The following is a 13764-nucleotide window of genomic DNA, read 5'->3' as shown; positions in this document are numbered from 1 at the left end:
CCGCCCCCAGGGGCCGCCTCTACCGTGGGCCCATGTCCTTCCTCGCCGCCGCCGCCTCCGACGAGGGTGGGATCACCGCCTGGCTCCTGGACCTGGTCGACACGCTCGGCCCGGTCGGGGTGGGCTTCAGCATCCTGCTGGAGACCGTCATCCCGCCGATCCCGAGCGAGGCCGTGCTGGGCGCGGCCGGGGTCCTCATCGACACCCCGCTGGACTTCCTGCTCGTCGTCCTGTTCGCCACGCTCGGGTCCGTCCTCGGCGCGATCTTCTTCTACTACGTCGGCCGGGCGCTCGGCCCCCGCCGGTCGCACGCCTTCCTCGACCGGCTGCCGCTGGTCGAGACCGAGGACGTCGACAAGACCTTCGCCTGGTTCGAGCGGCACGGGCGGGCCGCGGTGTTCTTCGGCCGGATGGTGCCGATCGTCCGCAGCTTCATCTCCGTGCCGGCCGGCGTCGTGCGGATGCCCCTCGGACAGTTCCTGCTGTACACCGCCGGCGGCAGCCTGATCTGGAACACCCTGCTGGTCACCCTCGGCTGGCTGGCCCGCGACTTCATCGAGGCGAACCTGCACTACCTGGACTACGTGGTCGTCGCCGTGGTCGTCCTGGCGGTGGCGTGGTTCGTGTGGAAGAAGGCCACCGGCCGGCTCCGCCGCCCGCCGAACGCCGGCGCGGACCTGCCCGCCGACCGGCGCGACCAGGCGTGACGGCCACCCGGCCCGACGTCGTCGCCCTCGACGTCAACGAGACGCTGCTGGACCTGGCGCCGCTGCGCGCCGGCCTGGTCGAGCACGGGCACCCGCCCGAGCTGCTGGCCACGGTCTTCGCCCGCACGCTCCTGACCGGCGTCGCCGCCGCCACCGCCGGCACCTGGTGCCGCTTCCGTGACGCCTTCGACGCCGCCCTCGCCCAGCTCACCGAGCTGCCCCCGGCCGCGCGCGGCGCCCTGGCCGACACCTTCCTGGAGCTGGGCCCGCACCCGGACGTGGAGCCCGCCCTGCGCCGGCTGGTGGAGGCCGGCGTGCGGGTGGTGACCCTGACGCACGGCTCCCCCGGGGTGGCCGAGGCCGGGCTGGAACGCGGCGGGATCTCGCCGCTGGTGGAGCGCTGCCTGAGCAGCGAGGCCATCCGCGCCTGGAAGCCCGCCCGCGAGGTGTACCTGTGGGCCGCCGGCGTCTGCGACGTCCCGCCGTCACGGATGGCGCTGGTCGCCTCCCACGGCTGGGACGTGCACGGCGCCGTCCGGGCCGGGCTCACCGGCGCGTGGTTCCCGCGGTCGGAGCGGACCTACCCGGCGGTGTACGACCCGGCCGCGCTGGTCGCCCCCGACCTGGGCGGCGCCGTGGACGCGCTGCTGGCCCTGCCCGCGCGGTGAGCCCCGTCGAGGTCGGCACCCCGCACGGCCCGGCGCGGGTGCACGCCGACGACCCCCCGGGCGCGGTGCACGGCACCCTCGTCCTCGGCCACGGCGCCGGGGGCGGGGTGGGGTCGCCCGACCTCGCCGCGCTCGCCCGCGACGCCGCGGACGCCGGCTGGCGGGTCCTGCGGGTGGAGCAGCCGTGGCGGGTGGCCGGCCGGCGGATCGCGCCGGCACCGGCGCGCCTGGACGAGGGGTGGACGGCGGCGCTCGAGGCCGTGCGCGGCCGGGTCGAGGGGCCGCTGGTGTTCGGCGGCCGCAGCGCCGGCGCCCGGGTGGCCTGCCGGACCGCGGCCGCCCTGGGGGCCGACGGCGTCCTGGCGCTGGCGTTCCCGCTGCACCCGCCGGGACGCCCGGAGCGCTGCCGCGCGGGCGAGGTGACGGCCGTCGAGGTCCCGCTCGTCGTCGTCCAGGGCGAGACCGACGCCTTTGGGAGGCCGGCCGAGGTCGCGGCCGTGCTGCAGGGCCGGCCGACGGCGTCGGTGTACGCGGTGCCCGGTGACCACTCGCTGAAGCAGAACCCCGACCTCGTCGCGGCGGCCGCGCTCGCCTGGCTGGACGAGGTCCACCCCCGCCCCTGACGGGCCCCCGCCCCCGTGCAGGAAGGCGGTCCTGCACGGGGGCGGGGGAAACCGCTCGTGACTAGCGGCGGCGGCGCCGGCGGACCAGCAGGCCGACCAGGAGCAGCACCACGGCGGCACCGGCCAGCGGCTTGGCGAACCGGGTCAGCGCCGCGCCGCCGGCGACCTCCAGCAGGTCGATCGGCTCGGGCTCGGCGACCGGCTGGCGCAGGGTGGACGGCGAGCTCTTCGCCGGGCCACCCGTCGCCGGGCGGCTCGGCGGCGCGGTCGGTCCGGACGGCGGCGTGCTGGGCCGCGCCGCGGCCGCGGTGTCCGTGGCGGCGGGGGCCGCGTCCGCCGGGGCGGAGGAGCCCGTGGCGGCGTCGGTGGCCGCTGCCGCGGTCTTGCGCGCCGCGGCCCCGGCCTTGCGGGCCGTCCGGGCCGCCGCGCCCTCGCCGGGGGTCTGCTCGACGGAGGCGGCGACCTCCTCGGCCGCCCCGCTGACGGCGGCCGCGGCGCCGGCGGCGCGACCGGCGTCACCCTGGGCGTCGCCCTCGCCGAGCTGGGCGGCGAGCTTGTCCGCGAACTGCCCCAGCAGCTTGTTGCCGACGTCGGTCATCACGCCGCGACCGAACTGGGCCGGGCGCCCGGTGATGTTCAGGTCGGTCAGCACGTCGACCCGGGTGGCCGCGCCCTCGGCGGCCAGGGTCGCGGTGATCACGGCCGCCGCGGTGCCGTTGCCCCGCTGGTCCTTGCCGCGGGCGTCGATGACGGCGCGGTGCGCGGCCTCGTCCTTCTCCACGAAGGACGCCTTGCCCTGGTAGGTGAGGTTGATCGGGCCCAGCTTGACCTTCACGCGGCCGGTGAAGTCGTCACCGGTGACCGAGTCCAGCGCAGCGCCCGGCATGCAGGGGGCGATCCGCTCGATGTCCAGCAGCACCCGCCAGGCCTCGTCGATCGGGACGGGGACGGTGAACGAGTTCTCCAGCTGCACGGGTGCGACCTCCTGACGTTGGACGGCTCGGCCGGCCCCCCGGAGGGCGCCGGCCGAGCCGGGTGGAACGCGATTTCCGGGTTGTGTCGAACGCTACAGCCCGGCGGCGGCCTCGACCGCCCGCCGGGTCAGCACCTGGGCCAGGTGCTGGCGGTAGTCCGCCTGCGCGTTCAGGTCGCTGCTCGGGCTGGTCCCCTCCGCCGCCGACCGCGCGGCCTCGGCGATCGCCTCGGAGCTGGCGGCGGCACCGGCCAGAGCGGCTTCGGTGGCCCGCGCCCGCAGCGGTGTCGGGCCCATGTTGGTCAGCCCGATGCGCGCCTCGGCGATGTGCCCGTTCTCCCGCCGCACCGCCGCGGCGACCGCGACGATCGACCAGGCCTGCGCCACGCGGTTGAACTTCTCGTAGCGCATGCCCCACTGCCCCGTGAGCTTGGGGACGCGGATCTCGACGAGCAGCTCCCCCTCCTCCAGCGCGGTGGTGAGGTAGTCGACGAAGAAGTCCGCCGCCGGCACGGTCCGCCGACCGTTCGGTCCGGCGATGACGAACTCCGCGTCCAGCGCGAGCGCCACCGCCGGCAGGTCACCGGCCGGATCGGCGTGGGCCAGGGCCCCGCCGAAGGTCCCGCGGTGGCGCACCTGCCGGTCGGCGACCGTCTCGGTCGCCTCGGCGATGAGCGGCGCGTACTGCAGGATCAGCGGGTCCCGGACGACGTCGGCGTGCGTCGTCATCGCCCCGATGACCAGCGCGTCGCCGTCCTCCCGGACGCCGCGCATCTCGTCGATCCGGTTGAGGTCGACGACGGTCTCCGGCGCGGCCAGCCGCAGCCGCATGACCGGGATCAGCGACTGCCCGCCGGCGAGGATCTTGACGTCCTCGCCGCCGTCGGCGATCGCCTGCAGCGCCTCGTCGACCGTGGTCGGACGGGCGTACTGGAACGGAGCGGGGATCACCGGTCACCTCCGAGCTCGGACTGGGGCGTGGAGACACCGGCGGTGGACTCCGTCTGCGCCCCGCCGTAGGCGTTGGTGCCGGCGGTGGCCCGGGCCCCGCCGTCGCCGCCCTGGTGGACGGCCCGCCACACCCGCTCCGGGGTCAGCGGCATGAGGATGTCGGAGACCCCCAGGTGCCGGACGGCGTCCAGCGCGGCGTTCACGACGGCGGGGGTGCTGGCGATGCAGCCGGCCTCCCCGACGCCCTTCGCGCCGATCGGGTTGCCCGGCGCCGCGTGCACCGTGTTGTCGGTGTCGAAGTGCGGCAGGTCCGCGGCCGAGGGCACCAGGTAGTCGACGAAGGACCCCGTCGTCAGGTTGCCGTCGGCGTCGTACACCGCCTCCTCGTACAGGGCCTGCGCGATGCCCTGGGCGAGGCCGCCGTGGATCTGGCCCTCGACGATCAGCGGGTTGACCACCGTGCCGACGTCGTCCACGCAGGCGTACTTGCGGATCTTCACCATGCCGGTGTCGGTGTCGACCTCCATCGCGCACAGGTGGGTGCCGTGCGGGAAGGAGAAGTTCACCGGGTCGAAGGTGGCCTCGGCGTCGATCGACGGCTCGATGTCCTCCGGGTAGTCGTGGGCGGCGAAGACCGTGAGCGCGATCTCCTGGATGCCCACGCCCGCGCCCGGGGTGCCCCGGACGGAGAACTTGCCGTCGGCGAAGTCGAGGTCGTCCTCGCTGGCCTCCAGCATGTGCGCGGCGACCTTGCGGGCCTTGGCGACGACCTTCTCCGCGGCCTTCACGACCGCGGTGCCGCCGACGACCAGCGACCGGGACCCGTAGGTGTCCATGCCGCGCGGGGACACCGCGGTGTCACCGTGCAGGACCTCGACGTCCTCGAACGGCACGCCCAGCTGGTCGGCGACCAGCTGGCTCCACGCCGTCTCGTGGCCCTGGCCGTGCGGCGTCGAGCCGGTGACGACCTCGACCTTGCCGGTGGGCAGCATCCGGATGGACGCCGACTCCCAGCCACCGGCGCCGTAGGCGAGCGAGCCGAGCACCCGGGAGGGGGCCAGGCCGCACATCTCCGTGAAGGTGGAGAAGCCGATGCCCAGCTGGACCGGGTCGTTGGACTCCCGGCGCCGGCGCTGCTCCTCGCGGAGCTCGTCGTAGCCGAGCAGCTCGAGCGCCCGCTGCGTGGCCTGCTCGTAGTCGCCGCTGTCGTACTCCAGACCGGCGACCGTGGTGAAGGGGAACTCCTCGGCCTTGATCCAGTTCTTGCGGCGCAGCTCCAGCGGGTCCATGCCGAGCTCGACGGCGAGCTCGTCCATGATCCGCTCGATGGCGAACGTCGCCTCCGGCCGGCCGGCCCCGCGGTAGGCGTCGGTGGGCACCTTGTTGGTGAAGACGCCGTCGCACTCGAAGCGGTAGGCCGGGAACTTGTAGATGCCCACGAACATGAACGCGCCGAGCGCCGGCACACCGGGGGTGATCAGCCGGAGGTAGGCACCCATGTCGGCGAGCAGCCGCACCCGCAGGCCCTTGACGTTGCCCTCGCGGTCGCTGGCGATGTCGATGTACTGCACCTGGCCGCGGCCGTGGTGGGCCGCCATCAGCGACTCGCTGCGGGTCTCGGTCCACTTGACCGGCTTGCCGAGGCGGCGGGCGACCAGGAGGGCGAGGACCTCCTCCGGGTTCACCTGCAGCTTGCCGCCGAAGCCGCCGCCGACGTCGGGCGCGATGATCCGCAGCTTGTGCTCCGGCACGCCGGTCGCCATGGCGAGCATGACCCGCAGCACGTGCGGGATCTGCGTGGCCGACCACATGGTGAAGTTGTCGCCCTGCGGCTGGACGACGACCGACCGCGGCTCCATGAACGCCGGGATCAGCCGCTGCTGGACCAGCCGCCGGCTGACCACGACCTCGGCGTCGGCGAAGGCCTGGTCGGTGTCGGCGCCCGTGCCGGCCTCGCCGGCGTCGAAGACGAAGTGGTAGCTGGTGTTGGACTCCAGCTGGTCGTGGACGAGGGACGCGCCCTCGGCCACCGCCTCCTCCAGGTCCAGGACCGGGGTGAGCAGCTCGTAGTCGACGTCGACCAGCTCGACGGCGTCGGTGGCCGCGGCCTTGGACCGGCCGATGACGATCGCGACGGCCTCGCCGACGTGGTTGACCTGGTCGACGGCGATCGACGGGTGGCCGGGGTTGACCATGTCGGGCGTGACGGGCCAGGCGCAGGGGATGGAGCCCTGCTCCTCGGCGAGGTCGCGGCCGGTGAGGACGGCGACCACGTTCGGCGCCTGCTGGGCGGCGCTGACGTCGATGCCGGTGATGCGCGCGTGCGCCACGGGGCTGCGCACGATCGCCAGGTGCAGCATGCCGGGCAGGACCATGTTGTCGGTCCAGGTCGTGCGGCCGGTGATCAGCCGCGCGTCCTCCTTGCGGCGGCGCGGCCGGCCGACCTCCTTGCCGGGGGTGAGCGTCGCGGCGTCCTCGGTGACGGTCATGCCTGACCACCCGCCGAACCGGACAGCTCACCGGCGGCCTGCTGCACCGCGCGGATGATGTTCTGATAGCCGGTGCACCGGCACAGGTTGCCCTCGATGCCCTCGCGGATCTCGGTCTCGCTCGGGCTCGGGTTCTCCTTGAGCAGGTCGATCGAGGCCATGATCATCCCCGGGGTGCAGAACCCGCACTGCAGGCCGTGCATCTCGTGGAATGCCTTCTGCACGGGGTGGAGCGCGTCCTCGCGGCCCACGCCCTCGATGGTCGTGACCTCGCAGCCGTCGGCCTGGACGGCGAAGACGGTGCACGACTTCACGGACTCGCCGTCCAGGTGGACGGTGCACGCACCACAGTTGCTGGTGTCGCAGCCGACGACGGTGCCGACCTTGCCCAGCTGCTCGCGCAGGTAGTGCACCAGCAGGGTCCGCGGCTCGACGTCGTCGTTGTACGACACCCCGTCGACCCGCACGTTGATGGACGTCACCAAGTTCCTCCGCTTCGTTGCAGGACTCGACGTCGCGCCGGCGTGGCCGGTCGCTGGCGGGGAGTCTGCCAACGGGGCAGTGACTCAGGCCACGCTAACCTCGCCCGGAGGGGTCCGCCGGGGCATCCGTGCAGGTCAGCGGCCCGTCGCAACGTTGCAGCGGGGTTGCACGACTGTGACGTCCGTCGCCGGGAGGCCCTCAGGCGGTCGCGGGCAGCCGCCGCGCGACGAGCCCGGAGCAGGCCGCGGCGGCCAGACCGACGACGGCCAGCCCGGCGCCGACCAGCGACGGGGCGACGTAGCCGGCCCCCGCGGCGATGACCAGCCCGCCCAGCCAGGCGCCGAGGGCGTTGGCGGCGTTGAGCGCCGAGTGGTTGAGCGCCGCCCCCAGCATCCGGGCGTCCGCGGCGACCTCCATGAGGCGCAGCTGCAGGCAGACCACGAGCACCGAGGCGGCGACCGCCACGAGGAACACGGTGGGGACGAGCGCCACCCCGCCGCGCGCGGCGACCCCCACCAGCGCGAGCAGCGCGGCCATCGCGACCAGGGCGCCGACCAGGGACGGGAACAGCGCGCGGTCGGCCAGCCGGCCGCCGAGCACCGTGCCGGCCACCATGCCGACGCCGAAGGCGAGCAGCACCCACGGGACGGCGCCGCGCGACAGCCCGGCGACGTCGGTGGTCAGCGGCGCGACGTAGCTGTAGAGGGCGAACATGCCGCCGAACCCGACGACGCCGATGACCAGCGTGAGCAGCACCTGCGGGCGGCGCAGCGCCCCCAGCTCGGTGCCGATCGAGGCGCCCGGCTCGGCGTGCGTGCGCGGGACGACGGCGAGGACCGCGGCGACGGTCAGCGCGGCCAGGACGACGACGGCCCAGTACGCCGACCGCCAGCCCAGGTGCTGGCCCAGCCAGGTGGCGGCCGGGACGCCGGCGACGTTGGCCACCGACAGGCCGAGCATCACCGAGCTCACCGCGCGGCCCCGCTGCCGGGGCGCGACCATCGACGCCGCGACGATCGACGCGACCCCGAAGTAGGCGCCGTGCGGCAGGCCGCTGACGAAGCGGGCGAGCAGCAGCGTGCCGTTGCCGGCGGCCAGCGCGCTCAGCGCGTTGCCGGCGAGGAACGCGACCATCAGCGCCACCAGCAGCCCGCGGCGGGGCAGCCGGGCCCCGAGCGCGGCGATGACCGGTGCGCCGACGACGACGCCGAGCGCGTACGCGGAGATCAGGTGGCCGGCGCCGGGGATGTCCACGTCGACGCCGTCGGCGATGTCGGGCAGCAGGCCCATCGTGACGAACTCGGTGGTGCCGATCGCGAAGCCGCCGACGGCCAGGGCCACGATCGCGGCGACCACCCGGCGCGGTCCGGGCAGCGGGGCCGGCTCGAGCGGGGCGGGGCGGGTGACCTCGGTCGCTGCACGCACGTGCACGGGGGGCGTCGCACTCACGTGCACAGGCCAATGCCCCGGGACGGCGGCGCATTCCCCGCGCGGCGCGTCCCCGGGGCGTGTCCTGGGGGCGGTCCCCGGGGCGGTCCCCCGGAGGCGGTGCCCGGCGGGCTCAGGTGGCGCGCGCCGAGCGCCGCAGGCGGCCCAGGTGGGCGGCGACGGTGGCGCGGCGCGGGGAGCCGGCGGGCAGCACCTCCAGGCAGGCCTGCCACAGCGCGGCGTCGGCCTGGGCCTCCGGCAGCCGGCTGTAGCGCAGCAGGACCTCCGGGCGGCGGGAGGCGAGGACCGCCTGCCGCAACCGGCCGGCCAGCCGGTCGCGGGCGGCCGCGACGCCGGGCGACGCCGACCGGGGCAGGACCGCGCCCGGGTAGCGCTCCAGGGCGTCACCGACCGCCCCCAGGTCGAGCAGGCGCCGGACCCGGTCCAGGTCGGTCTCCAAGCGGCCGAGCAGGCGGTAGGGCCGCGAGCCGATGAGGTGGGCACCGACCAGGCGGCGCAGCCGGGACAGCTCCGCCCGCACGGTGACGACGGCGGCGTCCCCGCCGTGGCACTCGGCGGCCAGCTGCTCGGCGGTGCGCCCCTCCCCCGCGGCGGCGGCCTCGGCGAGCAGCAGGAGCAGCTCGGAGTGCCGCAGGGACAGCTGGACCGGTCCGGCCGGGAGCACCAGGCGGGCCCGGTCGCGGCCGAGGACCTGGAGCCGCGGCGCCGGGCGGGCAGCGGGGGCCGGGGTGTCGCCGGCGGCCTCCAGCGAGGCCCGGTGCAGCCACCGCAGCTCCGCCTCGACCGCGGCGACGGTCGCGCGGACGAGGGTGAGCACGTGCGGGCTGGCCACGTGGTCGCCGCCGGTCACGTCGATCGCGCCGAGCAGCTCGCCGGTGAGCGGGTCGTGCACCGGGGCCGCCGAGCAGCTCCACGGCTGCACCGACCGGCGGTAGTGCTCGCTGCCGTAGATCTGCACGGCGTGGTCGAGGGCCAGCGCCGTTCCCGGGGCGTTCGTGCCGGCCACGTCCTCGGCCCACCGCGCGCCCTCGACGAAGTGCATCCCCGCGGCGCGGGCGCGCAGCCGGGCGTCGCCCTCCACCCAGAGCATGCGCCCGCTCGCGTCGGTGACGGCGACGATCATCCGGTCGGCCTCGGCGTCCTCCACCAGCAGCTTGCGGATCACCGGCAGCACGGGGGCGAGCGGGTGCGCCGCGCGGTGGGCCTCCAGCTCCTCGTCGACCAGGTCGACGGGCGGCGCGGCACCGTCGGGGTCGACGCCGCTGCCCAGGCTGCGGTGCCACGACTCCCAGACGACGCTGCGCACCTGCTGCGGCGGCCGCGGGGAGCGCACGGTGACCAGCGCCTCGTGCGCGGCGCGCAGCCGGCGGGTGAGCGCGACGTCGGGCCGCCCCTCGGGCAGGGCCAGCCACGGGGAGGCGGCAGTCACGGTCTGGGACCAGGGCAGTGGCTCATGTCACGCCCATCGTGACCCGTGGGCAGGCCGGACACCAGACCGGGGTGCGCCGGGTCACACCCGCGGTGGACGTGCGGGCAGCAGCGCCCGCGGGCTGCGGGCCCGCGCCGCTCCCGTCCAGAGCCCGACGCCGTAGGCGAGGTCCTCGGCGCGGCGGGCGGCCAGGAAGGTCAGCGGGCCGACCCGGGCGCGGTGCGGCCACCAGCCGGCGAGCCCGTCGACGACGGCGACGCCCGCCACCAGGGCCCGCACCCGGCGGGACACCAGCGCGCCGGCCACGGCCAGCGGCCAGTGGTGGCGGGTGGCCGCGCGCGCCAGGGTGCGCCCGGCCGTCGCCGTCCCGCGGAGCACGAGGACGGCGGCCAGCGCCGCCGGCGGCCGGCCGCCGGGCGGCGTGAGGCGGCGGGCCAGCCGCACCGCGGCGCCGGCCAGGACGGCGCCGGCCGCCAGCCGGCCGGGACCGCGGCCGAGCACGCCCAGCCCGATCGCGGCCGCCGCCCAGGTGGTGACCACCACGGGGGCGACCGCCGCACCGTGCCGCTGCGCCAGCAGCGCCGCGCCGGTGCCGTAGAAGGCCCGGCGGCGCAGCCACGGACCGACCGCCGCGGGGTGCTCGTGGCGGATCTCCGCGGCCGGCTCGTAGCGGACCCGCCAGCCGGCCGCGGCCAGCCGCCACACCAGGTCGACGTCCTCGGCGACCCGCATCGACTCGTCGAAGCCGTCGCCGAGGGCCTCCCGGCGGACCAGCAGCGCCGCGCTGGGCACGTAGGACACCCCGGCCAGCGGGCGGACGGCGGCCGGCGCCGGCCCCATGTCGAGCGCGCTGACGGCCGTCTCGTACGCGGCCAGCCCCCGGCGCGGGCCCCGCGGCGCACCGTCCGCGGGCGGCGGCTGCAGCGCGACGATCCGCGGCGCGACCACGGCCAGCCGCGGGTCGCCGAGGTGGCGGCGCAGCGGCGGCAGCCAGCCGGGTCGCGGCACGCAGTCGGAGTCGAGGAAGGCCACCAGCGGCGTCCGGGCCGCCCGCAGCCCGGTGTTGCGGGCCGCGGCCGGCCCGCGCGAGACCGGGGACCGCAGCACCCGCGCGCCCGCGGCCGACGCGACGGCGGCGAGCGCCCCGGCGTCGGCGGACCCGTCGTCCACCACGAGCACCGGCAGGTCGGCGGTGTCCGGGTCGGCGCGCAGCGCCGCGAGCAGGCGGGCGACGCCGGCGGTGCGGTCGCGCACCGGGACGACGACGGTCACCGGTGTCCCGGGATCGGGCAGGGCCGCCAGGTCCGGCGCGGCGAGGCCGCCGTCGAGCAGCCGGTCGGCCAGCGCCGCCGTCGCGGCCCCCTCGACGGTCAGGCGGTCGCCGGCCAGCAGCTGCGCGGCGCGGGGCCGCAGCCGCAGCAGGCGCAGCGGCGAGCCGCCGAGCAGCACGGCGCCGCCATCGCGCCGGCGCACCCCGGGGTCCAGGCGCAGGGCCCAGCCGTCGGGGAGCCGGCCGGGCGGGGGCGCGGGGAGGCTCAGACCCCGCCGCCCAGCACCTCGGCGGTGGTGGCCACCCGCACCAGGGGGGCGTAGCACCCCAGGATCCGCAGCGTGTCCTCGTGCGCCTCGTCGTCGGCCCCGGCGCAGGCGTCGGCGACGACGGTGAGCGGCACGCCCGCGTCGGCGGCCGGGACGACGGTGGACAGCACGCAGCAGTCGGTGGCCACACCGGCCACGGTCAGCGGGCCCTCGCCGACGACCGCGGCGAGCTCCGGGCCCCACTTGCCGAAGGTGGTGGCGTCCAGCACGCGTGCGGTGCCCGGGTCCTCCACCAGCCGGTACAGCGGGGCGTCGGGCGGCTGCAGCGCGAAGTCGTACTTGCGGTAGTAGTCGACCCACGCGCCCTCGGGCCGCTCGGGGGCCACGAACCGGGTGAAGACGACGCGGTCGCCGAAGGCCCGCACCAGCCGGCGCACGTTGGGCCGGATCTCGTCGAAGCGCGGCGCCGTCCACGGCGAGTCCTCGTCGCGGAACACCTGCTGGAGGTCGACGACGACCAGCCACCCCTCGGGACGCACCCGCCGAGCCTAACGACGCCCGTGACCCGGACGTGACTCGGCGATGGTTAGGTCAGCCTTCCCTGACCGAACCGAGGAGCAGCACATGTCCCGACTCCCCCTCCGCGCGACCGCCCTGCTGGCCGCCGCGGCCCTGACCCTCACCGCCTGCGGGGACGACGACGGCGGGGACGACTCGTCCAGCGGGAACGGCGGCGGGGGCGGCTCGTCCTCGGGCGCCTTCCCGGTCACCGTCGAGACGGCCTTCGGCGACGTGACCCTCGACGAGGAGCCGCAGGTCGTCGTGGCGCTGGGCTGGTCGGACGCGGAGACGGCGCTCGCCCTGGGCGTGCAGCCCGTGGCGGTCAGCGACTGGCTGGCCGTCGGCGGCGACGGGCTGGGCGACTGGGTCGAGGAGTCCTACGACGAGGAGCCGCAGGTCATCGAGACGCTCGAGCCCGACCTGGAGGCGATCGCCGCCCTGCAGCCCGACGTCATCCTCGACACCCGGTCGGCGGCGACGCAGGAGCGCTACGACTCCCTCAGCCGGATCGCGCCGACGATCGGCCAGCCCGAGGGCGCGGGCCCGTACCAGACGACCTGGCAGCAGCAGCTGGAGCTCGTGGGCGAGGCCCTGGGCCGCGGCGACCGGGCGCAGCAGCTGACCGACGACCTCGAGCAGCGGCTGGCCGACGCGGCCGCCCAGCACCCGGAGTTCGCCGGCACGGAGGTGGCCGTCGGGGCCTACACCTCCGAGGGGTTCGGCGCCTACGTGCGCGGTGACGGCCGGGTCGACTTCATGGAGGCCCTGGGCTTCGTCAACGCGCCGGCGGTCCAGGATCTCGCCGGGGAGAACTTCTTCGTCCCGGTGGGCGACGAGCAGGTGTCGCTGCTGGACTCCGAGCTCACCGTCGTCTTCCCGATCTTCGTCGAGGCGAGCGAGATCACCGCGAACCCGCTCTGGGGCACGCTGTCGTCGGTGCAGGACGGCCGCGCGGTCGTGCTCGAGGACACGACGCTCGTGAACGCCTTCTCCGCCGCCTCGGTCAGCGGGATCGGGTACGCCCTGGACAACGCCGTGCCGCTCTTCGCCGAGGCCCTCGCGGGCTGACCCCGCCCCTCCCCCTCGAGGCATGGGAGGCCATCCCTGCGTCCGGCCCGCCCGGACGGGGGGATCGCCTCCCATGCCTCGCGCAGTCGGTCCGCCTCGGGCGGCTCAGTCGAGCAGCCGCCCGCTCGCCGGGTCGACCTGCCAGGTCTCGACGGCGGCCACCAGCCGGTCGGCCAGCCCCGCCAGCAGCTCCGCGCCCTCCGCGGCGCTCGACCCCGCCGGGTCGCCCAGGACGCCGTTCGGGCTCACCGGCCGCACCCCCTCGGCCCGCAGCCGGGGCATCAGCTGCGCCAGGGGCGTGGTGTCCCCGGCCTCGGCGCGCTCCCCGCGCACCCACTCCGGTTCCACGTGCAACAGCAGCGACGTCTCGGTCCGGCCGGCGTGCGCGTCCCCGCCGGGCACGCCGCACGGCCACCAGGCGACGTCGCGTCCCTCCGAGCGCAGCAGCGCCCCCGCCGTCCGCAGCGCGTCGAGGTTGCCGCCGTTGCCGTTGACCAGCAGCACGCGCCCCGCCCAGCGGCAGGCCGACCGGCCGTACTCGACGAGCAGGCCGGTCAGCGCCTCGGTGCCCAGCGACACCGTGCCGGGGAACCCCTCGTGCTCGCCGCTGGCGCCGTAGGCGAGCGCCGGGGCCAGCAGCGCCGCCTCGATCCGGTCCACGGCCGCGTCGGCCACCGCGTTCGCGACGGCGGTGTCGGTGATCAGCGGCAGGTGCGGCCCGTGCTGCTCCACGGCTCCCAGCGGCACCAGCAGCAGGGCCGAGTCGGGCAGGTCCGGCCAGGTCGCGGCGGCGAGGGAACGCACCGGCCAAGGCTAGTGAGGGC

13 protein-coding genes are annotated in these 13764 nt (G+C 76.4%); 4 read left to right on the top strand and 9 right to left on the bottom strand.

What is annotated here, in order from left to right:
• Positions 1-32 precede the first annotated feature (32 nt).
• The 3 genes from ACI781_RS04650 to ACI781_RS04640 are packed head-to-tail and all read left to right on the top strand — an operon-like array spanning position 33 to position 1998.
• Positions 33-707, top strand: a complete 675-nt coding sequence (locus ACI781_RS04650) for a DedA family protein (RefSeq protein ID WP_456564901.1) — start codon at positions 33-35, stop codon at positions 705-707.
• Positions 704-1375 (top strand): HAD-IA family hydrolase, encoded by a 672-nt coding sequence (locus ACI781_RS04645; protein WP_456564900.1) that lies wholly within the window; start codon positions 704-706, stop codon positions 1373-1375. The genes ACI781_RS04650 and ACI781_RS04645 overlap by 4 nt, the downstream gene beginning before the upstream one ends.
• Positions 1372-1998: an alpha/beta hydrolase family protein gene (locus ACI781_RS04640; RefSeq protein ID WP_456564899.1), complete on the top strand. Its 627-nt coding sequence runs from the start codon at positions 1372-1374 to the stop codon at positions 1996-1998. Before ACI781_RS04645 ends, ACI781_RS04640 begins: the two co-directional genes overlap by 4 nt.
• A gap of 61 nt (positions 1999-2059) precedes the next feature.
• Here the strand turns inward: ACI781_RS04640 and ACI781_RS04635 are convergent, their stop codons facing one another.
• The 8 genes from ACI781_RS04635 to ACI781_RS04600 all read right to left on the bottom strand — a co-directional run bounded on the left by ACI781_RS04635 (position 2060) and on the right by ACI781_RS04600 (position 11850).
• Positions 2060-2971: an SRPBCC family protein gene (locus tag ACI781_RS04635; protein ID WP_456564898.1), complete on the bottom strand. Its 912-nt coding sequence runs from the start codon at positions 2969-2971 to the stop codon at positions 2060-2062.
• Positions 2972-3064: 93 nt separating this feature from the next.
• A complete protein-coding gene (locus ACI781_RS04630) occupies positions 3065-3922 on the bottom strand; it encodes an FAD binding domain-containing protein (RefSeq protein ID WP_456564897.1) in 858 nt (285 codons plus the stop codon).
• Entirely contained in the window at positions 3919-6411 is a 2493-nt protein-coding gene (locus tag ACI781_RS04625; RefSeq protein WP_456564896.1) for a xanthine dehydrogenase family protein molybdopterin-binding subunit, read from the bottom strand. The genes ACI781_RS04630 and ACI781_RS04625 overlap by 4 nt, the downstream gene beginning before the upstream one ends.
• Positions 6408-6893 (bottom strand): (2Fe-2S)-binding protein, encoded by a 486-nt coding sequence (locus ACI781_RS04620; protein ID WP_456564895.1) that lies wholly within the window; start codon positions 6891-6893, stop codon positions 6408-6410. Before ACI781_RS04620 ends, ACI781_RS04625 begins: the two co-directional genes overlap by 4 nt.
• A 199-nt stretch (positions 6894-7092) precedes the next feature.
• The gene (locus ACI781_RS04615) at positions 7093-8343 is read right to left on the bottom strand and encodes an MFS transporter (protein ID WP_456564894.1); all 1251 of its coding nucleotides are present in this window, start codon (positions 8341-8343) and stop codon (positions 7093-7095) included.
• Positions 8344-8455: 112 nt separating this feature from the next.
• Positions 8456-9772: a GAF domain-containing protein gene (locus ACI781_RS04610; protein ID WP_456564893.1), complete on the bottom strand. Its 1317-nt coding sequence runs from the start codon at positions 9770-9772 to the stop codon at positions 8456-8458.
• Positions 9773-9853: 81 nt separating this feature from the next.
• Positions 9854-11245 carry a mycofactocin biosynthesis glycosyltransferase MftF gene (mftF, locus tag ACI781_RS04605; protein ID WP_456564892.1) on the bottom strand — a complete coding sequence of 464 codons (1392 nt, stop codon included), beginning with the start codon at positions 11243-11245 and terminating at the stop codon, positions 9854-9856.
• A gap of 62 nt (positions 11246-11307) precedes the next feature.
• Positions 11308-11850, bottom strand: coding sequence for a cysteine hydrolase family protein (locus ACI781_RS04600; RefSeq protein ID WP_456564891.1), 543 nt, complete (start codon positions 11848-11850; stop codon positions 11308-11310).
• 85 nt (positions 11851-11935) lie between these two features.
• On the opposite strand from ACI781_RS04600, the gene ACI781_RS04595 reads away from it, so the two are divergent.
• Positions 11936-12940: an iron-siderophore ABC transporter substrate-binding protein gene (locus tag ACI781_RS04595; protein WP_456564890.1), complete on the top strand. Its 1005-nt coding sequence runs from the start codon at positions 11936-11938 to the stop codon at positions 12938-12940.
• Positions 12941-13045: 105 nt separating this feature from the next.
• Here the strand turns inward: ACI781_RS04595 and mftE are convergent, their stop codons facing one another.
• Positions 13046-13744, bottom strand: a complete 699-nt coding sequence (mftE, locus tag ACI781_RS04590) for a mycofactocin biosynthesis peptidyl-dipeptidase MftE (protein WP_456564889.1) — start codon at positions 13742-13744, stop codon at positions 13046-13048.
• Positions 13745-13764 lie beyond the last annotated feature (20 nt).

The organism is Blastococcus sp. SYSU D00695, assembly GCF_054050555.1.
The sequence above is the reverse complement of the archived record's forward strand: the minus strand, read 5'-3'. Positions and strand labels throughout refer to the sequence as shown.